The sequence below is a fragment of the Clostridium cadaveris genome (assembly GCF_020911725.1).
In the GTDB taxonomy this organism is placed as follows: Bacteria; Bacillota; Clostridia; order Clostridiales; family Clostridiaceae; genus Clostridium_X; species Clostridium_X cadaveris.
This window is the reverse complement of record NZ_CP076620.1, coordinates 3,515,187-3,536,966: the sequence shown is the minus strand read 5'-3', so window position 1 is coordinate 3,536,966 and position 21,780 is coordinate 3,515,187. Positions and strand designations below refer to the sequence as shown.

19 protein-coding genes are annotated in these 21,780 nt (G+C 31.5%); 14 read left to right on the top strand and 5 right to left on the bottom strand.

Annotated features, from left to right (window positions below; all coding sequences use genetic code 11):
* Position 1: 1 nt before the first annotated feature.
* The 7 genes from KQH81_RS17090 (at position 2) to KQH81_RS17060 (ending at position 8,670) form a co-directional block, all read left to right on the top strand.
* Positions 2-2,437 (top strand): glycogen/starch/alpha-glucan phosphorylase, encoded by a 2,436-nt coding sequence (locus KQH81_RS17090; RefSeq protein ID WP_230028544.1) that lies wholly within the window; start codon positions 2-4, stop codon positions 2,435-2,437.
* A gap of 15 nt (positions 2,438-2,452) precedes the next feature.
* On the top strand, positions 2,453-4,264 hold the full coding sequence (locus KQH81_RS17085; protein ID WP_230028542.1) for a glycoside hydrolase family 13 protein: 1,812 nt from the start codon (positions 2,453-2,455) through the stop codon (positions 4,262-4,264).
* 41 nt (positions 4,265-4,305) lie between these two features.
* A complete protein-coding gene (locus tag KQH81_RS17080; protein WP_074845613.1) occupies positions 4,306-5,454 on the top strand; it encodes a glucose-1-phosphate adenylyltransferase in 1,149 nt (382 codons plus the stop codon).
* Between the two features lie 20 nt (positions 5,455-5,474).
* The gene (gene glgD / locus KQH81_RS17075; RefSeq protein ID WP_027639699.1) at positions 5,475-6,608 is read left to right on the top strand and encodes a glucose-1-phosphate adenylyltransferase subunit GlgD; all 1,134 of its coding nucleotides are present in this window, start codon (positions 5,475-5,477) and stop codon (positions 6,606-6,608) included.
* A gap of 155 nt (positions 6,609-6,763) precedes the next feature.
* Positions 6,764-7,147, top strand: coding sequence for a GntR family transcriptional regulator (locus KQH81_RS17070; protein WP_027639323.1), 384 nt, complete (start codon positions 6,764-6,766; stop codon positions 7,145-7,147).
* The gene (locus tag KQH81_RS17065; RefSeq protein WP_230028540.1) at positions 7,140-7,994 is read left to right on the top strand and encodes an ABC transporter ATP-binding protein; all 855 of its coding nucleotides are present in this window, start codon (positions 7,140-7,142) and stop codon (positions 7,992-7,994) included. The genes KQH81_RS17070 and KQH81_RS17065 overlap by 8 nt, the downstream gene beginning before the upstream one ends.
* 1 nt (position 7,995) lies before the next feature.
* The gene (locus KQH81_RS17060) at positions 7,996-8,670 is read left to right on the top strand and encodes an ABC-2 transporter permease (RefSeq protein ID WP_230028538.1); all 675 of its coding nucleotides are present in this window, start codon (positions 7,996-7,998) and stop codon (positions 8,668-8,670) included.
* Between the two features lie 166 nt (positions 8,671-8,836).
* On the opposite strand, the gene KQH81_RS17055 is transcribed toward KQH81_RS17060, so the two are convergent.
* The 4 genes from KQH81_RS17055 to KQH81_RS17040 all read right to left on the bottom strand — a co-directional run bounded on the left by KQH81_RS17055 (position 8,837) and on the right by KQH81_RS17040 (position 13,020).
* On the bottom strand, positions 8,837-9,583 hold the full coding sequence (locus KQH81_RS17055) for a TIGR03915 family putative DNA repair protein (RefSeq protein WP_207719581.1): 747 nt from the start codon (positions 9,581-9,583) through the stop codon (positions 8,837-8,839).
* 1 nt (position 9,584) lies between these two features.
* A complete protein-coding gene (locus KQH81_RS17050) occupies positions 9,585-10,886 on the bottom strand; it encodes a putative DNA modification/repair radical SAM protein (protein ID WP_027639319.1) in 1,302 nt (433 codons plus the stop codon).
* A 148-nt stretch (positions 10,887-11,034) separates the two neighbouring features.
* Positions 11,035-12,201 carry an iron-containing alcohol dehydrogenase gene (locus tag KQH81_RS17045; RefSeq protein WP_230028536.1) on the bottom strand — a complete coding sequence of 389 codons (1,167 nt, stop codon included), beginning with the start codon at positions 12,199-12,201 and terminating at the stop codon, positions 11,035-11,037.
* 48 nt (positions 12,202-12,249) lie between these two features.
* Complete coding sequence (locus tag KQH81_RS17040) at positions 12,250-13,020, bottom strand: DeoR/GlpR family DNA-binding transcription regulator (RefSeq protein WP_027639317.1); 771 nt, start codon at positions 13,018-13,020, stop codon at positions 12,250-12,252.
* Positions 13,021-13,229: 209 nt separating this feature from the next.
* Here KQH81_RS17040 and KQH81_RS17035 point away from each other — a divergent pair, with 209 nt between their 5' ends.
* From KQH81_RS17035 to KQH81_RS17020, 4 genes are all read left to right on the top strand, one after another.
* Complete coding sequence (locus tag KQH81_RS17035; RefSeq protein ID WP_027639316.1) at positions 13,230-13,820, top strand: class II aldolase/adducin family protein; 591 nt, start codon at positions 13,230-13,232, stop codon at positions 13,818-13,820.
* Positions 13,821-14,026: 206 nt separating this feature from the next.
* The gene (locus KQH81_RS17030) at positions 14,027-15,367 is read left to right on the top strand and encodes a Na+/H+ antiporter NhaC family protein (RefSeq protein WP_027639315.1); all 1,341 of its coding nucleotides are present in this window, start codon (positions 14,027-14,029) and stop codon (positions 15,365-15,367) included.
* A 34-nt stretch (positions 15,368-15,401) separates the two neighbouring features.
* The gene (gene mtnK, locus KQH81_RS17025) at positions 15,402-16,604 is read left to right on the top strand and encodes an S-methyl-5-thioribose kinase (protein ID WP_074845630.1); all 1,203 of its coding nucleotides are present in this window, start codon (positions 15,402-15,404) and stop codon (positions 16,602-16,604) included.
* A gap of 66 nt (positions 16,605-16,670) precedes the next feature.
* Positions 16,671-17,723, top strand: coding sequence for an S-methyl-5-thioribose-1-phosphate isomerase (locus KQH81_RS17020; RefSeq protein ID WP_074845633.1), 1,053 nt, complete (start codon positions 16,671-16,673; stop codon positions 17,721-17,723).
* Between the two features lie 118 nt (positions 17,724-17,841).
* On the opposite strand, the gene pgsA is transcribed toward KQH81_RS17020, so the two are convergent.
* Complete coding sequence (gene pgsA / locus KQH81_RS17015; RefSeq protein ID WP_074845635.1) at positions 17,842-18,363, bottom strand: CDP-diacylglycerol--glycerol-3-phosphate 3-phosphatidyltransferase; 522 nt, start codon at positions 18,361-18,363, stop codon at positions 17,842-17,844.
* Between the two features lie 307 nt (positions 18,364-18,670).
* Here pgsA and KQH81_RS17010 point away from each other — a divergent pair, with 307 nt between their 5' ends.
* From KQH81_RS17010 to KQH81_RS17000, 3 genes are all read left to right on the top strand, one after another.
* A complete protein-coding gene (locus KQH81_RS17010) occupies positions 18,671-19,960 on the top strand; it encodes an adenylosuccinate synthase (RefSeq protein ID WP_074845638.1) in 1,290 nt (429 codons plus the stop codon).
* Between the two features lie 247 nt (positions 19,961-20,207).
* The gene (locus tag KQH81_RS17005; protein ID WP_027639310.1) at positions 20,208-20,939 is read left to right on the top strand and encodes an acyl-[acyl-carrier-protein] thioesterase; all 732 of its coding nucleotides are present in this window, start codon (positions 20,208-20,210) and stop codon (positions 20,937-20,939) included.
* 35 nt (positions 20,940-20,974) lie between these two features.
* Positions 20,975-21,772, top strand: a complete 798-nt coding sequence (locus tag KQH81_RS17000) for a Cof-type HAD-IIB family hydrolase (RefSeq protein WP_230028534.1) — start codon at positions 20,975-20,977, stop codon at positions 21,770-21,772.
* Positions 21,773-21,780: the final 8 nt, after the last annotated feature.

Here is a 21,780-nt window from a genome sequence, read left to right as displayed (position 1 = left end):
TATGGATACGATGAGCAAAAAAACTTTCATAAAAAACTATCAAAGTAAATATAGAGAACTTTATGGTGAGGAAGTTGAATTTGGAAGCAATCAGCAGAGATATGAAGCTTTAGGAAGTCTTATAAGAGAGATGATTTTAAAGATTTCTATGGATACAAACAAGCGATATAACTCTACAAAAGAAAAGCAAATATATTATTTTTCTATGGAATTTCTTCTAGGAAGACTTTTAGGAGATACCCTTTTAAATATGGGAATGCTTGATGTTTGCAGAGAAGGGTTAAAGGAACTTAATATTAATTTAAAAGATTTGGAAGAATGGGAACAAGATCAAGGTCTAGGTAATGGAGGTCTTGGAAGGCTTGCAGCATGTTTTTTAGACTCAATGGCTTCATTAAATATAGCAGGACATGGATGTGGAATAAGATATAAATATGGATTTTTCGAACAAAAAATTATAAATAGAAAACAAGTAGAACTTTCCGATAACTGGCTTAGAGAAGGAAATGTGTGGGAAAGGAGGAGACAGGACAAAGCTGAAATAGTAAAGTTTGGTGGCGATGTAAAAGTTGAAAATGTAGATGGAAAGCTTATTTTTCACCATATAAATTATGAGCCAGTCTTGGCTGTTCCTTATGATACCCCTATAGTTGGATATAGAAATAAAGTAGCAAATAACTTAAGGCTTTGGAGTGCAGAGGCTGTAAACAATGAATTTGACTATTCATCCTTTAGAAGAGGTGACTTTCTTAAGGCCATAGAGTACAAAAATTCAGTGGAATTAATATCTCAAGTGCTTTATCCAGAAGACTCTTTCTATGAAGGAAAAATGCTGAGATTAAAGCAGGAGTATTTCTTTGTATCTGCAGGAGTTCAAAGTATAATAAGGCACTACAAAAAACACAAAGGAGATATATTGGACTTTGATGAAAAGGTAGCTCTTCATATAAATGATACTCATCCTACTTTAGTAATACCTGAACTTATGAGAATTTTATTAGACGAAGAAAATCTATCTTGGGAAGAAGCTTGGAGAATTACTACAAATACTGTATCTTATACAAACCACACTATAATGTCAGAAGCTCTTGAAAAATGGCCTGTAGATATGTTTAAAAAGCTTTTACCAAGAATTTATATGATTGTAGAAGAGATAAATGAGAGGTTCTGCAAAAGTCTATGGGGAAAATATATAGGTCAGTGGGATAAGATATCAAGTATGGCTATTATAGCTGATGAATATGTAAAAATGGCTCACCTTGCAATCGTTGGAAGCCATAGCGTAAATGGAGTTGCAAAGCTTCATACTGAAATATTAAAGAAGGAAGAAATGAAAGATTTTTACTACTTCTATCCAAATAAGTTTAATAATAAAACAAATGGAATAACCCATAGAAGATGGCTTATAAAATCTAATCCAGGGCTCACAAATCTTTTATGTGATACCATAGGAGAATCCTTTATAAAACATCCTACAGATTTGCTAAACTTTGAAAAATTTGCTAATAAAACCGATATACAAGAGGAACTCGGAAGAATAAAACTGGAAAACAAAATGAATTTAGCAAAAATAATAAAAAACAAAACAGGCATCATAGTAGATCCAAATTCCTTATTTGACGCTCATGTAAAGAGAATTCATGCCTATAAGAGACAGACCTTAAACTGTCTTAGAATAATGGATTTGTACAACCAGCTTATAGAGAATCCAAACAAGGATATTATACCAAGAACATTTATATTTGCAGGAAAGGCAGCGCCTGGATATTATCTAGCTAAGAATACTATAGAGTTAATCAATTCAATAGGAGAAGTCGTAAATAACGACCCTAGAGTAAATGAAAAGATAAAAGTTGTATTTCTAGAGAACTATGGTGTTTCCCTTGCAGAGGATATAATTCCAGCAACAGATTTGAGTGAACAGATATCAACAACCACTAAGGAAGCGTCAGGAACATCAAATATGAAGTTTATGATGAATGGAGCTATTACTATAGCCACATTAGATGGAGCCAATATAGAGATTCATGATGAAGTTGGTGATGAAAATATATTTATATTTGGAATGAACTCTAGGGAGGTATTAAATTATATAGAAAATGGCGGCTATTCTGCCGTGGAGATGTGCAAAGAAGATAAGAAACTTGAGAGAACAGTTGGAGATCTTATAAATGGGAAGTACTGCCAAGATAAAAATGCCTTTAAGAGTATCTATGACAGTTTGATGATTTACAACGATGAGTTCTTTGTACTAAAGGATTTTGAGTCCTATCTAGATATTCAGAAAAAAGTAGATGAAACCTTTAAAGATGCAAGAATGTGGCAGAAGATGTGCGGTATAAATATAGCTCACTCTGGTATATTTTCATCAGACAGAACTATAAAAGAATATGCTGCAAGTATATGGGGTTCAACTCTTTTATATAAAAACTTATAAGGAGGCACGCTTTGAATGACCTTTGCTTTTCACAATTCGCAGTCAAAGGGATATAGGAATCCCTTTGGTGCTGTGAAAAAAGGTACAAAAGTTGAAATTATATTAGAGACGGAAGTGTTCAGTAAAGTTGAATTAAACCTAACATTCTTTAATGAAAGAAAAGAAAATATAGTAATGAATTATGAAAATATGGGTGGATTAGGTGCGAGATACAAAGCTGAAGTCTATACAGAAAATGAATTAGGTCTGATAAATTATTACTTCACTATAGAGAATAATGACAATAAGTATTTCTATGGTAACAATGATGAAGCCCTAGGGGGAGAGGGTAAGATATATACAGAAAACCCTAAACAATATCAGATTACTGTTTATGAAGATCAGTATATTCCAAATTGGTATAAAGAAGGAGTAGTTTATCAAATCTTTGTAGATAGATTTTTTAATGGAAATGAAGATGGTCATATAAATAGTCCTAAAAGAAATAGCTTTATATATTCAAATTGGTACGATGAGCCTATGTATATAAAGGATATGGATGGAAGTATAGCCAGATGGGATTTTTATGGTGGGAATATCAGAGGCGTTATAAATAAACTTCCATATTTGAAGGACTTAGGAATAACTATTATATATTTAAACCCAATATTTAAAGCTTTTAGCTGTCATAAATATGATACGGGTGATTATGAGAAAATTGATGAGATGTTTGGTAGTGAAGAAGACTTTAAGGAACTTTGTTTTAAAGCAAAAGAAAATGGAATTAGAATAATACTTGATGGAGTGTTTAATCATACTGGTGCAAATAGTAAATACTTTAATAAATTTGGAGAATATGAGGGATTAGGTGCTTATGAGAGCAAAAAATCCCCATATTATAAATGGTATAGATTTAGAAAATTTCCAAATGACTATGAATGCTGGTGGGGAGACAAAAATCTTCCTGACGTAGAAGAACTTGAACCTAGTTATTTAGATTATATAATAACTGGCAGAAATTCAATTTCGGCAAAGTGGATAAAACTAGGGGCCAGCGGATGGAGACTGGATGTTGCTGATGAACTTCCAGACAAATTCATAGAACTATTAAAGCAAAGAATAAGAAAAGAAGATAGAGAATCTATTTTAATAGGTGAAGTATGGGAAGATGCATCAAATAAAATTAGCTATGGTGAAAAAAGAAAATATTTATTTGGAAATGAGCTTGACTCTGTAATAAATTATCCGTTTAGACAGGCGATAATTGATTATATCATTGGGGATATAACAGCAGAAAACTGTAAAAGGCATATGCTAAGTATTTATGAAAATTATCCAAGGGATATATTTTATAGCAATATGAACTTACTTGGAAATCATGATACAGAGAGAGTTTTGACTAAGCTTAGAGGAGATATAAGAAATTTAGAATTGGCTGTCCTAATGATAATGACATTACCAGGGGTTCCTCTTGTATATTATGGAGATGAGGCAGGTCTTACTGGGGGGAAAGATCCTGACAATAGAAAAACTTATCCTTGGGGCAAGGAGAATAATGAAATTTTAAGCATATATAAGAAGCTTATAAGTCTTAGAAAAGAAGATGAGATATTTGTAAAAGGAGATTTGTCTATAGTTTCAATTTCAAAGGAAATTTTGTCATATAAGAGAAGCTATAGAAATAACCATATAGTAATAATAATAAACTCATCGGATAAAAGTAAGACTATTTCAGTAATAGATTTATTAAGATATCAATTTAAGCTTGATTTAAAAGGTGCTGATGAAAAGTTCAAAAATCCTACAATTATTAAGCCTAAAGGCTATATTATTTTAAAGGATTTATAGAAAAGAACTAAGCTTGATCAGTTGAAAAAGGGGGAGAATTTATGAGAAAGAAAGAGATTGTAGCCATGATTTTAGCTGGTGGACAGGGCTCCAGATTAGGGGTACTTACAAAAAATTTAGCAAAGCCAGCGGTTCCTTATGGAGGAAAGTATAGAATAATTGATTTTGCTCTTAGCAACTGTGCAAACTCAGGTATCTATACTGTAGGAGTATTAACTCAATACAAACCTTTAGAACTTAATTCCCATATAGGAATAGGGGTCCCATGGGATTTAGACAGAAGAGATAGTGGGGTTAGTATATTACCACCATATCAAGAAGAAAAAGGCGGGAAATGGTACAAAGGTACTGCAAATGCTATATACCAAAATATTGAGTTTGTAGATAGTTATGACCCAGAATATGTACTAATATTATCTGGTGATCACATATACAAAATGGATTATTCAAAAATGCTTGATTTTCATAAATCTACTGGTGCCGAGGGAACTATAGCTGTAATAGAAGTTCCTGAAAAAGAAGCAAGTAGGTTTGGGATAATGAATACCAACGAAGACATGTCTATATATGAATTTGAGGAAAAACCACAATATCCAAAGAGTAATAAAGCGTCTATGGGAATCTATATATTCAACTGGAAACTTCTAAAAAAATATTTAAAAGCTGACGAAAATGATAAAAACTCTAGCAATGATTTTGGGAAAAATATAATTCCATCCATGATAAGAGACAAGAGGCATATGTTTGCTTATCCATTCCAAGGATATTGGAAAGATGTAGGGACTATAGAAAGCCTTTGGGAAGCAAATATGGATTTATTGAGAGAAGGAAATGAACTTGATCTTTACGATGATAATTGGAAAATATTCTCCGCAAACTCAGTAAGCTCAGCACAATATATAGGTGCAGAAGCGAAAGTTAGAAATTGTCTTCTTTCAGAGGGCTGTACAATTCATGGAAATGTTGAGAATTCAGTATTATTCCAAGATGTATCAGTAGGGAAAAACTGCGTTATAAAAAATTCTGTAATAATGCCAAATGTAAAAATTGGAGATAATGTAATAATTGATAAAGCTATAGTGGGAGACAGTGTAAAAATAAAGAAAGATTCTTTAATTGGGGATGGAACAAAAATAGAAGTAGTGGCTAGTGAAAGAGTACGAAAAGAAGACTTTTTGGATGTGGTATAACGTATATAGGGGGTAATGTTATGAACAGATGTTTAGGGATAATAAATTTAGATGAAAGTGAAAGACGTATGGAGGAACTAGTAAACAATAGACCTCTTGCATCAGTTCCTTTTGGGGGAAGATATAGAATAATAGATTTTGTTCTTTCAAATATGACTAACTCAGGCATAGAGAGTATAGGAGTGTTTACTAAAAATAAGTCTAGATCCCTTATGGATCACATAAGTAATGGTAAGCCATGGGATTTAGATAGAAAGACAGATGGACTTAGAGTATTTAATTTTGGAGATGATATACCATTCCTTAATGATGTACACAATTTTTATAACAATATAGATTTTTTAGAATTAAGCAAATATGATTATGTATTGTTATCGCCATCATATATGATTTGTAATATAGATTATGCTGAGGCATTAAAAGACCATATTCAAAGTAAAAATGATATAACTATAATATATAAAAATGTTCGCAATGCAGATAGTGCTTTTGAAGACTGTGATGTAGTGAATTTGGATGAAAATAAAAAAGTTGTTTCTATGGGGAGAAATATAGCTAGATCCTCTGTAGCTAATATAAGCATGGAAATGTATATAATGAAAAAGAGTTTATTTATAGATATGCTAGAGAAGTGTATGCTGAACGGAGTATACAAGAAGATAAAGAGTTTCATTAATAATAATGTTGCAGCATTGAATGTAGGTACTTATGAATTCAAAGGTTATCTTGCGTGTATCAATTCATTGAACAGTTATTATAATGCAAATATGGATTTGTTAAAGAAGAAGGTTGCAAAAGAATTGTTTAATAAGGACAATCCTATTTATACAAAGGGAAAGAGTGAACCTCCAACAAAGTATGGGGCTGAAAGCAGTGTAGTAAACTCCATGGTTGCGAATGGCTGCTGTATAGAAGGAGAAGTGAAGAATTGTATACTCTTTAGAAAAGTTAGCATAGAAAGGGGAGCCAAACTAGAAGATTGTATCATACTTCAAAAATCTTCTATAGGTGAAAATACAATTCTAAAGAAAGTTATAACAGACAAGGGAACAGAAATTAAAGCTGAAGGATATTACAGCGGATCAGAGTTCAAGCCTTATGTGGTAAACAAATTACAAAATACAGTGAAAGAGAAGGAAATAATTATAAAGTAAAATATAGATGATCTTATTGTTAGAAGGCGGTAACGCCTTCTTTATTTTTGGAAAAGATTCTGTTGACAAAATTATCAAGTGAGATTATAGTGTATATATAGAATATAAACAGTATGAACGGTAATAACAGATAAAACTATAAGGTGAGGATAAATATGAGAATAATAATATCAAATAGCAGTGGCATGCCAATCTATGAACAGATAAAAGAACAAATAAAAGAAGCTATACTTTCAGGAGAAGTAGCTGAAGGGGATATGCTTCCATCTATAAGGCAGCTAGCAAAGGATTTAAAGATAAGCGTTATTACAACGACCAGAGCTTATAATGATTTACAGCAAGAGGGTTTTGTCACCAATGTTCAAGGCAAAGGATGCTATGTGCTTCCTCAAAATAATGACATGATAAGAGAGCAGCTACTTAGGGAAATAGAGGAATCATTTATAAATGCATTTAACAAAGGCAGAATAGCGAAAATTAGTAAAAGTGAACTTACAGAAATGTTTAGTATGATGTTGGAGGAAGAGAATTATGAGTAATGCTATAGAAATTAAAAATGTTACAAAAAGATTCAAGGAATTTACACTTAATGATGTGTCTTTCGAATTACCAAAGGGATACATTATGGGATTAATAGGTCCTAATGGAGCAGGTAAAACTACAACAATAAAGCTTATTTTAAATATGCTTAAACGTGATAGTGGAACTATAAAGGTTTTAGGACTAGACAATATAGATGATGAGTCAAAAGTAAAAGAGGAAGTGGCTGTAGTATTTGATCAGCCCTATTATATAGATGAGTGGAATTTAAATGATGTAGAAAAAGCTGTAGGTATGTTCTATAAGAAATGGGATGGTAAAGTTTTTGATTCTTATCTTAAAAGATTTGGACTTTCTAGAAGCAAAAAGGTAAAAGACTTATCCAGGGGTATGAAGATGAAGCTTATGATAGCTGTTGCATTTTCTCACAACGCAAAAGTCCTTATACTAGATGAGCCAACAGGGGGACTTGACCCAGTAGCTAGAGATGAATTTATAGATCTTTTAGGAGAGTATATTCAAGATGGAGAGAGAAGTGTAATATTTTCAACTCATATAACTTCTGATTTAGAAAAGATAGCTGATTATATAACCTTTATAAGGAAGGGAAAAATCATCTACACTGGCACAAAGGATGAACTTTTAGAAAAGTATTGCATAATAAAGGGTGGAAATGATGACATAATGCTTTCAGACAAGAAAAATATTATAGGATTAAGAGAGCATTCAACAGGTTTTGAAGGGCTTATAGATGTAGAAAATTTAAGAGGATTTTCGACTCACGTTATAACAGAAAAAGCTACTTTGGATGATATTGTAGTTTATATGAATAAGGAGGATCATTAGTATGGAAAAGACAATTAAGTGTTGTAAACTAGATTTTATGATGATAAAAAGCTATTTGGTTAAGAACATAGCCTTGCTTTTAGTAATGAGTATATTTATCTCAGTAATGAATAAGAATGTAATAATGATTTTGGGCATGATGGGCATATATGGGGTTATGGTTTTGAGCTACCCATTTGTATTGCAAGAAAAGAATGGAATAGATAACTTTTATGGTACTCTATCTTTGAATAGGAAGATTATAGTGAGAGGAAGATATCTTTTCACTATAGGACTTGGAATATTGAGTGGAGTTATTTCTTTAATAAGCTGTATAGTTTTAAATAAGATAATGAGTTTCGGAATGAGCATAGAAGAAATAGCTTTTACTGCAGCAATCATGTTCGGAATATATATAGTTTTAGCTTCATTACAATTACCAATATACTTTAAATTTGGGTACACAAAGGCAAAGATGTATGCAATGTTTCCTATATTTTTAATACCTATAATAGCAGTTGGAGGAACAACTCTTATAAAAGATAGACCAGAACTTATAGAAAAAATAAAATATATAGGAACAATGATAGAAAATAATTCTTTGGCTTTTGGGGTGATGATAGTAGCGGTAGTACTTCTTATAATGGAGATATCACTTATAATATCATCAAAGTTTTATGAAGAGAGGAAAGAGTAGCTTATGGATTTCAAAGATATAATAATTATATCTGCTACTATTATTTTCGTAGTACTGACAATTAAATTCATGCCTAATAATCCGTTAAGCATAATGACAAACTATATAAAGACTTGTTTTAAAATAAAAGTTAATAATTGAAAATCTAAACGAGTTATCCTAGCAACTAGGATAGCTCGTTTAAATTTACCCAATATCTTTTAGGCATATAACCCCTTTGCTGGCGTGGATTAAGCCGCTCTTTTATAGTAGTGGATTTATAGAAACTTTTCCAAAGCTCTTCATAATCCTCATTAATAGAACTATTAGATAGCTCATCACCTTTTTCTTGGGAAAGCGGAGCTATTATGGATTCCTCCTTGTTATAAAATATGGCTAGCTCCCTAGTGTGATCATGAATTATAAAATTTTGGTCACTAAATCTATTTGCAAAATGATTTATAAGAAGGGGGAGAATGTTATAGTCAGGAGTTATCTTTGAATAAAATACCATTGGAGAAACCTCTTTAAATCGAACAAATCCTGTGAATCTATGAGCTTCAAGAGTGACTCTGCGGCAATATTTATCTACCAAAATTATAATATCATTATTTTTTGCTAGTGAAATAGAAGATCCATACTTAAAAGCTAGTTTTAGATATTTAAAAGCTAATGTAAATGAGGCATTTGTATCGTAAAGATAGAGATAATAAACTTGCCTTAATATATCTTTATTTAATTTAGTTTCAATGGATCTGTATACTTTTTCTGCTTTTATTTCGTCAGTTTCTACAAGTACTTCCATGTTTAAAAAGTTTGAGCAATGAGTTATAACGCTATGAATTTCTACATTCATGGTTCGTAGATAGAAACTATCGTAAATAGCTGTAAGAAATCCTTCGAAGGAAGCATCAAATATTAAAGTTTTAATCATATTACATTTCCCCCGTAATTTTTGTGCTTGTTATTGAAGTAAGTACTGTTTGAGAGAAAAAGGAAAGCTGTTCAAAAGGCTTTTCAGAATCAGCAGTTAGATCTACATTTGGACTTAATGCCCTATATAAGGTATCTTCTCTAAACTTTATATCACCATAGTATCTTCCGCTGCAGGTTATAAAGTACACAGCTCTTTTTAGTGTTATATTCATTTTTCTGAGATCTTCAAAGGTAAGTGGACCAAGTCTTCTGGCACTTATTATTTTCCTAGCACCCCTAAAACCTATACCTGGAATTCTTATTAATGTTTCATAGGAGGCTTTATTTATTTCCATAGGGAATTTATCTAAATTGTTTAAAGCCCAAAGACATTTAGGGTCTACATTCACGTCTAAGTTAGGATTTTTATCATTTAAAATCTCATTTACGTTAAATCCGTAAAGTCTCAAAAGCCAATCAGCTTGATAAAGTCTGTGCTCTCTTAAAGTTGGAGGCTGAGTAACTTCTGGAAGGAGTTTGCCGCTATTCACAGGAACATAAGCTGAGTAGTAAACTCTTTTTAATTTGTATTTATCATACAGATTTTCGGAGAGATTTAGGATTTTTAAATCTGTTTCTTTTGTAGCACCAACAATCATCTGAGTGCTTTGCCCTCCAGGAACGAACAAAGGGGCTTTTCTAAAAATTTTTCTATCATCGTTATTTTGAATTATAGATTTAGAAATTAGAGACATAGGAGTAAATATATTTTTGCTCTCTTTGTCTGGAGCTAAAAGCTTTAGAGAATCATTTGAAGGAAGTTCTACATTTACACTCATTCTGTCTACAAAAGAACCGGCTCTCTTTACAAGAGCATCATCAGCACCAGGTATTGCTTTAAGATGAATATATCCATTAAAGCTTTCTCTAAGCCTTAAACGTTCAACTACATTTGTAAGCATTTCCATGGTATGGTTAGGATTTTTTATAATGGCAGAACTTAAAAATAAACCTTCTATATAATTGCGTCTATAAAAATTTATAGTTAAATCAACAACTTCATCTACTGTAAAGGATGCACGTCTCACATCATTTGATTTTCTATTTATGCAGTAAGCGCAGTCATAAATGCAATAGTTTGTAAGCAATATTTTTAACAAGGATATACATCTTCCATCAGGTGTAAAGCTATGGCAAATTCCACACGCTGAAGCATCCCCAAGAGAACCTTTGGAAGATTTCCTATTGGAGCCTGATGATGAACATGATACATCATACTTAGCTGCATCTGAAAGAATCTCCAATTTTTCTTTTATATCCATCACAATCACCTCTACTACTAGTATACCAAACGTATGTTCTTTTTGAAACAAATATTTTTCTTTTTAGAGCATAAAAAAGCCTATCAAAATTGATAGGCCGCTAGTGTAGACATTGTGCAATTAGGGTACAATATTTTTTAATCTATGATTATTTGGCTAAATGCAAAATATCTATAAATTTATTTTTATCTAGAGGAATATAATGACCTACTGTAGAGGTATTATTATTTGTAGCTCTTAGAGCCATTTCCTCAAAATGTTCATCACCAATATTTAGTTCACTAAGAGTTGTTTTTAGATTAAGAGATGAGAAGAACTCTTTTAATTTCTTAGAAAGAATTAAGGCCATCTCCTTTTCTGTATAATTGTGATAATCAATTCCGTATAATCTATTAGCTAACTGAGCTAATTTTTTGGGTTTATTTAATGCCATATAATGAGTCCAAGCAACTAGAACTACTGACATTCCTTCACCATGAGTTATACCATATTGTGCACTTAACTCATGTTCTATTCTATGAGATCCCCAATCACTAATTCTTCCTGTATCTAAAAGATTATTGTGAGCTATGGATGCTAGCCATTGAACTTCAGCACGAGCATTATAATCTTTTGGGTTCATCATAAGTCTTTCAGCATTAAGCATTAATGCTTTAACTGCTCCTTCAATTAAATAGTCAGTAGTATCAACATTTTCTACATCTGTAAAGTAACGCTCTAATAGATGAGAAAGTATATCTGCTAGTCCACAAGATGTTTGGTAAGGTGGAAGTCCCATTGTAAACCTAGGATTCATCACTGCAAATTTAGGGATTATTAAATCACTTTCAACTCCAACTTTTAAAATTCCGTTAGATATAATTGAGCAATTTGAAGTTTCAGATCCACTTGAAGGCAAGGTGGTAATAACGCCTATTGGAAGAGCTTCTTTTATGTTACTTTTTCCTTCAAAGAAATCCCATACATCTCCATCATAAGGAACTCCAATAGATACAGCCTTAGCAGTATCTATTGAACTTCCTCCTCCTACAGCTAGAACAAAATCTACTGACTTTGATTTGCCTAGAGAAACTAAATTCCTAACTAATTCTATCTTAGGGTTAGACACAACATTGCCTTCTTCATAAAAAGCTATATTTAACTTTTTACAAGTTGAATGAACAGTATCCCATATTCCAAGATCCTTAATAAAGGATCCACTATAAACTAAAAGCAAAGATTTAACATTATATTCTACGAAAAGTGCCTCTATTGATTTTTCAGCACCATCACCAAAAATAACTCTTGCAGGATTATTGTATTGAAAATTTATCATAATAAGCCTCCTATAATTATAGTAAGCTATGTAAATGGAGCTTATTTATTAAATGTAGTCTAATTTAATGTTTAGAGATGAACACTTATCTTCCCAATTAGAACTTAACTTTTTATCAGTCACTATCACATCTATATTGCTTAAATCAGCAAAGATAGAATTTGTTGATTCTGAAAACTTGGTGTGATCTACTACCAAAAAGTTTTTTCTAGATTGCTTAAGCATACATGCTCTAACCATACCTTCATTGACATTATTGTCAACAAGTCCATAGTTTATATCTACAGAAGGGCAGCTTATAAAACTTTTATCTGCCACAAAGTATTGTAGAGCTTCAGTGGTTCTGTAACCAACAAAAGAACTATTTCTTGTAACCAAGGTTCCTCCTAGACATACAACTTTAACGTTTGAAGTAGCTTCATTGCATAGGTTACAAATTTTTAATGAATTAGTTACTATAGTAACATTGATATTAGCCAAGATTAATTCTTGAGCTAATGTTAAACATGTACTGCTAGAGTCTAACAGTAATAAATCATTTTCTTCTATATAAGTATTAATAATATGTTTTGACATCATTGTCTTTTCTTTTACGAAATAGATTTGTCTAAGCTGTAATGGAATTCCTTTTGTACATTTCTCAGGGAGATATGCACCACCATGAATTCGAACTAATTTATGGTCTTGTTCCATTTCTTTTAAATCACGTCTAATTGTTTCTTCACTACAGCATAATTGCTGGCTTAATTCAGATATTAAAACACTACCATTAGAATTAAGCTCTTCTTGTATCTTACTTTGTCTATCAATTTTCAACATTTCAGGGTCTCCTTAATAACTAAAATTAATTGTTAAACGAATAAACACATTATATAACACAAACCAAATAAAAACAATATAAAAGACCTAATAAAACAATATAAACAACAAAAAACAAAAAAATATATCAAAAACTCACATAAATATATTTACTTTTGAAAGAAAATGTTGTATATTGTTGACATGACGTATAGAAAGGAGGCGGAAAAATGGAAGAAAACAAAATTGTGCTAAAAGCCGCAAAAAAACTTTATAATCAGAAATTAGTAGCAGGAACTAGCGGAAACATAAGTATGAGAAAGATAGATAGCAGTGATAACAGCTTCTTTATAACACCAAGTAGTCTTCCTTACGACACAATGGTTGAAGGAGATATAGTTGAAGTTGAAGGCAATGGAGTAACTAAAAACCCAAATCAAAAACCATCATCAGAATGGAAAATGCATTTGGCTATATATAAAAAGTATCCTAATATCAATGCAATTGTTCATACGCATTCACCTTTTGCAACTAGCTTTGCTGTAACTAGACAGGATATCCCTCTTATTTTAATAGAGATGAAACCGTTTTTGGGAGGAGATATCAAAGTGGCACCTTTCAAACCTGCAGGATCCGCAGAATTAGGAGATGCGATACTTCCTTATTTAGAAGATAGAAATTCTTGTTTATTAGCAAACCACGGTACTATAAGCTGTGGAAAAAATATGGACGAGGCATACACTGCAAGTGAATATGTGGAGGATGCTGCAAAGATATATTATTATGCTAAGACATCAGGAACTCCTATTATACTTGAGTAAACTTTAATAATTAATTGTTAAACGAGTAAATGATTTTGTTGATCAACAATTTTCTATAAAATAAGTCCAAAAACAACATTTATAAAATATAAATAAAATTAATAATGACAACGTTTATATTATTTTAAATTATAAGTTTTAAGCAAAATTTAACTTCAGGCTGATGACGTGAATAAATAAGTTTATTTAAAGGGGAGATTAACAATATGGAACAAAACTCAAATAAAAAAGGGAATTTTCTAGGCCTTCTACCATTAATAGTTTTTTTAGTGCTTTATATGAGCACGGGTATTTTTACAGGTAGCTTTGATAACATGCCTCTTATGATAGGAATTATGATAGCATCTGGTATTGGACTAGCACTAAAAAAACCAGGAGAAAGAAAACCAACTACTTTTGATGAGAGAGTATCAATGTACTGTAAAGGCGGCGGAGAAGAAACATTAATTTTAATGGTAATAATCTTCTTACTTGCAGGAGCTTTTTATGGTATAGCTAATGAAATGCATGCAGTAGAATCTGTCACTAATCTAGGACTTTCAATATTACCTTCTAAATTAATACTACCAGGATTATTTCTAATAGGATGTATATTAAGTTTTTCAATGGGAACTTCAATGGGAACTGTAGCAGCATTAATGCCAATAGCTGTAGATATTGCTAATAAAACTGGATTTAATATAGCCTTAGTTAGTGGAGTTGTTGTAGGCGGTGCAATGTTTGGGGACAACCTATCATTTATTTCAGATACTACAATAGCAGCCACTCGTACACAAGAAGTATCTATGAAATCAAAGTTTAAAGCTAACATACTTATGGTATTACCAGCGGTAATTATAAACTGCATATTATTATCTATGCAAACAGCATCTACTCCTATAACTCAATCAGTATATAATTTTAATATTGTAAACCTTATTCCTTATGTTGTAGTTATAGTATTATCATTAGTAGGATTAAATGTTATAACAGTTATGACACTTGGTGTTGCTTCAGGAATTATAATAGGAATCATACATGGAGATTTTACATTGATATCTTCTTTAGGTATTATACATACAGGTATGACTTGGATGGAAGATATGTCACTTATAGCGATACTGGTAGGTGGTATGGTAGCCTTAATGAACTATCTAGGCGGAATAGATTGGCTTCTTGAAAAGTTAACTAGAAAAACAAAGACAGCAAAAGGCGGAGAATTAAGTATAGCTGCTTTAGTAAGTTTACTAGATATAGCTACTACAAATAATACAATTTCAATAATTGCGACAGGTCCTATTGCTAGAGAAATAGCTGATAAATTTGGAATCGCTAGAGAAAGGGTTGCAAGTATTCTTGACTTATTCTCATCAGCATTTAATGGATTGCTTCCATATGCTGGACAATTATTAGTGGCAGGAGGTATTGCAAAAATCTCACCTATGTCAATAATGCCTTATGTATGGTACTGTATACTTATGCTTATATTTGGTACTATATTTATAATTATTGGATGGCCTAAATTTAAGAAAAAAGACGCAAAACAATTAGAAACTAATTTACAGTAAGAGAAAATTTGTGATTTGATAGGAGGAAAATAAAATGGATAAATATTGTAAGCATTTTTTAATGGATACAGAAGAAGCAAAAATTTATTCTAAAGATGTAGTAAAATATTTCGCTCCTGATGAGAAGCTGGAAGCTAAAGAGATTGGAGACGGAAACATAAATTACGTATTTAAAATATGGAATCCTGAAACAGGAAAATCTCTAATTATAAAGCAGGCAGACACTCTTTTAAGATCTTCTGGAAGACCTTTAGATGTTAGACATAGCAGAATCGAAGCAGAAATTTTAAAGATACAAGGACAATTGGCACCAACATATATACCTAAAGTTCATCATTATGATGAAATTATGTGTGCAATTTCTATGGAAGATATATCAGAATATAAAAATTTAAGAAAAGAACTTATGGATGGAAAGACATTTAGTCATTTAGCAGAAGAACTATCTACATTTCTAGCAGATACCCTTCTTCCAACAACAGATTTAGTAGTAGGTAGAGCAGAAAAGAAGGATAGAGTTATAGAGTTTACAAACAAAGAGCTTTGTGATATTAGTGAAGACTTAGTTTTTACAGAGCCTTATTACAACTATAAAAATAGAAATATAATTATAGATGAAAATAAAGAATTTGTTGAAGAGCATTTATATAACAATGAAAAATTAAAAGCTGAAGTTGGAATGCTAAGAAATAACTTTATGAATTGTGCACAGTCACTTATTCATGGGGATCTTCATTCAGGCTCAATTTTTGCTAACGAAAAAGGAATCAAGGTAATAGACCCTGAATTCGCATTTTATGGACCTATGGGATATGATATAGGTAATGTTATAGGAAACTTATTCTTCTCTTGGGCTAATAAATTCTATACTGACAATAAAAATGAAGAGTTTTTAAATTGGATAGAAAAAACCATAGAAGATACTGTTGATCTTCTTATAAATAAGCTTTCAAAGAAATATGATTTAGTAGTTACATTTGACCTATACAATAAATATTTCAAAGAAAATTATCTTAAAGAAGTATTGGCTGATTCCATGGGATATGCAGGAACTGAAATGATAAGAAGAGTAGTAGGAGATTCTAAAGTTATCGAAGTAACAAGCGTTGAAGATATGAAACAAAGACTTCCTTTAGAAAGAGCTTTAATCAAGATGGGTATTGCTTTAATAACTGATAGATATAAGATTACAATGGGAAAAGATTTAACTGAGAGATTTAATTTAATATTAGCATAATAGTGACATATGATTAATTTACAGAACATTTAAAAGTTATGATAAATATAGAAAAAGGTGATATATATGAAAAGAATGGATGAAGGATTAGCTTTTTTGTTACAGTATGAAAATGTAGCATGGTATGAAGGTGGAAAGGTAAGAATTCTTGATAGAAGAGTTTATCCAAGAGAAGTGCGTTTTGTAACATGTACTACATATATGGAAGTAGCTTATGCTATTAGAGATATGGTAACCCAAAGTGCAGGACCATATACAGCAGCAGGAATGGGAATGGCCTTAGCAGCTCATGAAATAGAACATAAGACAGAGGAAGAACAAATAAAATTCCTTGAGAAAGCTTCTTATGATATATCACATGCTAGACCAACTACTGCAAATCGTATGGGAATCATAACTAATAACTGTTTAGAAGCAGCTAAAAAAGCTTTATCACAAGGAAAGAATGCATCAGAAGCTATCTTTAATACTACTGTAGATTCGTTGAATAGACGTTATTCTACAATGGAAAAGGTAGGAGAATATCTTGCAGATATGTTTCCTCAAAACGGAACAATAATGACTCAATGTTTTGGAGAGACTATCATAGGAATGATGCTTAGAGCTGCTAAGAAAAGAAATAATGATATAAAAATTTATTGTGCTGAGACTAGACCATATTTGCAAGGAGCAAGATTAACTGCTAGTTGTTGCAGCCAAATGGGTTTTGATACCACAGTAATAACAGACAATATGGTAGCATATACGATGCAAAATAAAAATGTAGACTTATTCACTTCTGCAGCTGATACAATAGCTAGAGATGGGCATATTGCAAACAAAATAGGAACTTTACAAATAGCTATACTAGCCAAACACTTTGGTATACCTTATTTTGTAACAGGAATACCTGATATAGGGAAAAAGAGTGGAGCAGATATAATTATAGAAGAAAGAGATCCTAAAGAAGTTTTATCATCTGGTGGATTTAAGAATACATTAGATACAGTTAAGGGAATATATCCATCTTTTGATATTACCCCACCACATCTTATTAGTGGAATTGTAACAGATAAGGGGATTTTCTCAAGCTATGATTTGCAAAGATACTTTGAAACAGAGGTTCAGCAATTTTACTAGAAACAATGTGATAAAAATAAATGAAGAAAAATCAGCTTTAGATTTAAAATAAAGAAAACTTAGCAGTTATCTGCTAAGTTTTTTTATTTATAACATAATTACTATCTAAAATTATTTATCAAACTTGTTTTTGCTTTTTATTCTTAAAGAATATTATAGCGTAATTTGTTAGAGCTACGAAAGCACTTAATACAGCTATATAAAGAAGATAACTTCCAATATGGAATCCTAAAGCTTCTGCAAGAATTGCCACATAAAATAGTACTGTAGATGCCTTACCAAAGAAATTAGAAGGTATTACGGTGTCCTTTTTGTACAAAAATACTCCTGATACTATCATACTTAAATCTTTTACAGCTATTACTATAAACACCCAAAAAGGTATTATTTCTTTAACTGATAGACAAAATAGTACAGTTAGAAGCATTAGTTTATCTGCTAAGGGATCAAGAACTATGCCATATTTAGTTACTAAATTAAATTTACGAGCTATGTGACCATCTAATACATCTGTAAAACCTGCGATTAAAAATATTATCGCTCCGTAAATAAGACCTTGAGTACCATAAGAGAAAAACACTAAAACAAAAACAGGAATCAAAAGTAACCTTATGGTTGTTAAAATATTAGGTAAGTTCATATAATCTGGCAGTCAATTCTGCCGCACCTCCCCTGTATAACGGATATATACTTGTAATTATAACATATAATTAATCTTAATAATACTTAGTCATTTATAAAACAAGTTAAAAATTTGAAAAAATTATAATTTTGTTAATAACATCTTGAAACTATGCAAAATCATTGACTTTCCTATATCTTTTTTGATATTATAAACTGTCATTGTTATAGTAAAAGTTTACGGTTTAGGGAATATTATAATAAGGCACATACTTTAGAGTAGAGGAGGAAAGGCAAAGCTGAAAAATCAGTGAAGCCGAAAAAATATGTCATCATTCGTAGTTTTAGGCGCTCAATGGGGCGATGAGGGAAAAGGAAAGATTACAGATTACCTTGCAGAAAAAGCTCACGTAGTAGTTAGATTCCAAGGGGGAAACAACGCTGGTCATACAGTTGAAGTAGAAGATAAACAGTATAAACTTCACTTAATACCATCAGGAATATTATACGATAACAAAGTAAACATAATAGGAAATGGTGTTGTTGTTGACCCAGAAGCATTACTAAGTGAAATAAATTATCTAGAAGGTTTAGGCGTAAGCATAACTCCAGAAAAATTAATAATAAGTGATAGAGCCCATGTTATAATGCCTTATCATAAAGTATTAGACGCTTTAAAAGAAAAAGCTAGAGGAGCAAACAGCATAGGAACTACTGGAAAAGGTATAGGACCATGCTACACAGACAAATTTGAAAGATGTGGAATAAGAATTTGCGACCTTATCAATAAAGATGTTTTAAAGGAAAAGCTTCAAGAAAACCTAACTCTAAAGAACAAATATATAACTAAGGTATATGATGGAGAAGCTTTAGACTTTGACACAATATACAACCAATATGTAGAGTATGCAGAAAAGGTGAAACCATTTGTAAAAGACGTTTCTGTAATATTAAATGAAGAGATAAAAGAAGATAATAGCATTTTATTTGAAGGTGCTCAAGGTATGCTTCTAGATATAGATTATGGAACATATCCATTTGTTACTTCCTCTAATACTACAGCAGGAGGCGTAAGCAGCGGAGCTGGTATAGGACCAAACAAGGTAAATGAAGTAATAGGAATAACTAAAGCTTATACAACAAGAGTTGGAAAGGGACCTTTCCCAACAGAGCTTGAGGATGAAACAGGAGAATGGATAAGAACTCAAGGTCATGAGTATGGAGTAACTACAGGAAGAGCTAGAAGATGTGGATGGTTAGATATAGTTATCGTAAATACATCTGTTAGAGTTTCTGGATTAACATCTCTTGTAATAACAAAGATAGATACATTAGCAGGACTTGATAAGATAAAGATGTGCGTAGGATATGAATTTGAAGGAAAAGTTATAGATTACTTCCCAGCATCATTAGAAGATTTAGCTAAATGCAAACCTATCTATGAAGAATTCGAGGGATGGGGCGAAGAAATCAAAAATGCTAAGACTTTTGATGAACTTCCAGAAAACGCAAAGAAATATTTAAATAGAATAGAAGAGCTTACTGGCGTAGAAATATCTATAGTTTCTATAGGACCAAAGAGATCTGAAACTATAGAAGTTAAGAGAAATAAATAATATAAAAAATGAGAATGGCATTACTGCTGTTCTTATTTTTTATATTTGTAGACATGCTATAAATATAGTAAATGGTAGAAAACAAAGAATTTTACATTAACTTTACAAATCATAGTTAGAAATATAAATCTAAAATAGTATAATTAAATTATTGTGAATTAAATATAGTAATCTATATTTATGGATATAAATATAAAAGTAAGTATAAAAAATATTACAATATTTAATGCAGAAAGGAAGTTGGAAGATGGGGAAACGATTTGAAAAGGAGTATGAGTTCTTTTATCATGACCTTAATTACAGGAAGGAACTTTTACTAACTTCACTTGTAAACTACTTTGGTGACGTAGCCATGGTTCAAAGCAATGAAGAGGGAGTAGGGATAGAGTTCCTAGATGAAAATAATATGGCATGGGTTCTTTATAAATGGGATATAAAGATGATAAGGTATCCTGTCTATGGAGAAAAGCTTAAGATAAGCACCACACCTGTAGCATTAAAGAGATTCTATTCTTATAGAATTTTTGAGGTTGTAAATGAAGAAGGAGAAGTTTTATGCGAGGCTATATCTATGTGGCTTTTGATAAACACAGAAAAGAGGAGAGCTATAAGGATACCTCAAGTTATGTTTGATGCTTATGGTACTAACAAAGATGAGGGTCTCAATATAGAAATGGATGATATAGAAGAAATGCAAAATCTAGCTTTTGAACAAGATTTTAAAGTTAGATATAGTGATATAGATACAAATATGCATGTGAATAACACTAAGTATATAGATTGGGCAATAGAAACCATTCCATTAGAAGTGGTAAAGACTAAAAGATTAATTAGACTAAAGATGGTTTACAAGAAAGAAGTTCATTATGGTCATATAATTAGGTCTTTATGTGAAGAAAAGGAAGAAGGACACTATATACACAAAATTGTAAGTGATGAGGGCATAGAGGTTAATTTAGCAGAATCATTTTGGGAGTAATTATTTTAAATAGCATAAGATGAAGGAGATTATATATGAAGAGATTAATGGTGAGTGATTTAGATGGTACACTTTTGAATGAAAAGGGTATTGTATCAAAAGAAACAGTGCATGCAGTAAAACAAGTAGTAAAAAAGGGTAATATATTTGCAATAGCCACAGGAAGGATATATTCTCAAACAGAGCATGTGAGAGATGCACTAGGTGATGAGATATTATGTATCTGTAGTAATGGGGCAGTAGTTTATGAAAATGGCAATATAATAAGTAAGCATCCACTATCAAAAGATAGTGTAGAGAAGCTTCTAAATATAGACTTAAGTAAATATAGCAGCAATATAGCTTTAAATGGATTTACTATAGATGAATGGATTACGACAACTTTTGATGAGTTTATGGATGAGCTTGGAAAGCGCACAGGTACTCCTTGTCGAGTATGTTCTTCCGAGGAATTTAAAGGTCATGAGTGCCTAAAAGTATTCTTTTCAAGCTTAGATCATGAATGCCTTGTTGAACTGGAAAAGGACTTGAAGGAGCAGTTTCCGCATTTGGAAATAGTATTTAGCCATCCATCATGTTTAGAGGTGAATGAAAAGGGAATATCAAAATTTAGAGCATTAGAAAATTACTGTAAGAGAACAGATATAGATGTATCAGATGTTATAGCATTTGGGGATGCTTTTAATGATTATGAAATGCTTAAAAATGTTGGACATCCTTGTCTAATGGGAAATTGCCTTCCAAAATTGAAAGAAGCAATAACACACGGAACTGTAATAGATAGTAATGTGAATAATGGAATAGCAAAATATTTAACTAAAAACTTTATATAGTTTATAAA

Excerpts from the sequence above, each read along its gene's own strand:
- KQH81_RS17090 (WP_230028544.1), top strand. The coding sequence starts at position 2 with ATGGATACGATGAGCAAAAAAACTTTCATAAAAAACTATCAAAGTAAA.
- KQH81_RS17085 (WP_230028542.1), top strand. The coding sequence starts at position 2,453 with ATGACCTTTGCTTTTCACAATTCGCAGTCAAAGGGATATAGGAATCCC.
- KQH81_RS17080 (WP_074845613.1), top strand. The coding sequence starts at position 4,306 with ATGAGAAAGAAAGAGATTGTAGCCATGATTTTAGCTGGTGGACAGGGC.
- glgD (WP_027639699.1), top strand. The coding sequence starts at position 5,475 with ATGAACAGATGTTTAGGGATAATAAATTTAGATGAAAGTGAAAGACGT.
- KQH81_RS17070 (WP_027639323.1), top strand. The coding sequence starts at position 6,764 with ATGAGAATAATAATATCAAATAGCAGTGGCATGCCAATCTATGAACAG.
- KQH81_RS17065 (WP_230028540.1), top strand. The coding sequence starts at position 7,140 with ATGAGTAATGCTATAGAAATTAAAAATGTTACAAAAAGATTCAAGGAA.
- KQH81_RS17060 (WP_230028538.1), top strand. The coding sequence starts at position 7,996 with ATGGAAAAGACAATTAAGTGTTGTAAACTAGATTTTATGATGATAAAA.
- KQH81_RS17055 (WP_207719581.1), bottom strand. The coding sequence starts at position 9,583 with ATGATTAAAACTTTAATATTTGATGCTTCCTTCGAAGGATTTCTTACA.
- KQH81_RS17050 (WP_027639319.1), bottom strand. The coding sequence starts at position 10,886 with ATGGATATAAAAGAAAAATTGGAGATTCTTTCAGATGCAGCTAAGTAT.
- KQH81_RS17045 (WP_230028536.1), bottom strand. The coding sequence starts at position 12,201 with ATGATAAATTTTCAATACAATAATCCTGCAAGAGTTATTTTTGGTGAT.
- KQH81_RS17040 (WP_027639317.1), bottom strand. The coding sequence starts at position 13,020 with ATGTTGAAAATTGATAGACAAAGTAAGATACAAGAAGAGCTTAATTCT.
- KQH81_RS17035 (WP_027639316.1), top strand. The coding sequence starts at position 13,230 with ATGGAAGAAAACAAAATTGTGCTAAAAGCCGCAAAAAAACTTTATAAT.
- KQH81_RS17030 (WP_027639315.1), top strand. The coding sequence starts at position 14,027 with ATGGAACAAAACTCAAATAAAAAAGGGAATTTTCTAGGCCTTCTACCA.
- mtnK (WP_074845630.1), top strand. The coding sequence starts at position 15,402 with ATGGATAAATATTGTAAGCATTTTTTAATGGATACAGAAGAAGCAAAA.
- KQH81_RS17020 (WP_074845633.1), top strand. The coding sequence starts at position 16,671 with ATGAAAAGAATGGATGAAGGATTAGCTTTTTTGTTACAGTATGAAAAT.
- pgsA (WP_074845635.1), bottom strand. The coding sequence starts at position 18,363 with ATGAACTTACCTAATATTTTAACAACCATAAGGTTACTTTTGATTCCT.
- KQH81_RS17010 (WP_074845638.1), top strand. The coding sequence starts at position 18,671 with ATGTCATCATTCGTAGTTTTAGGCGCTCAATGGGGCGATGAGGGAAAA.
- KQH81_RS17005 (WP_027639310.1), top strand. The coding sequence starts at position 20,208 with ATGGGGAAACGATTTGAAAAGGAGTATGAGTTCTTTTATCATGACCTT.
- KQH81_RS17000 (WP_230028534.1), top strand. The coding sequence starts at position 20,975 with ATGAAGAGATTAATGGTGAGTGATTTAGATGGTACACTTTTGAATGAA.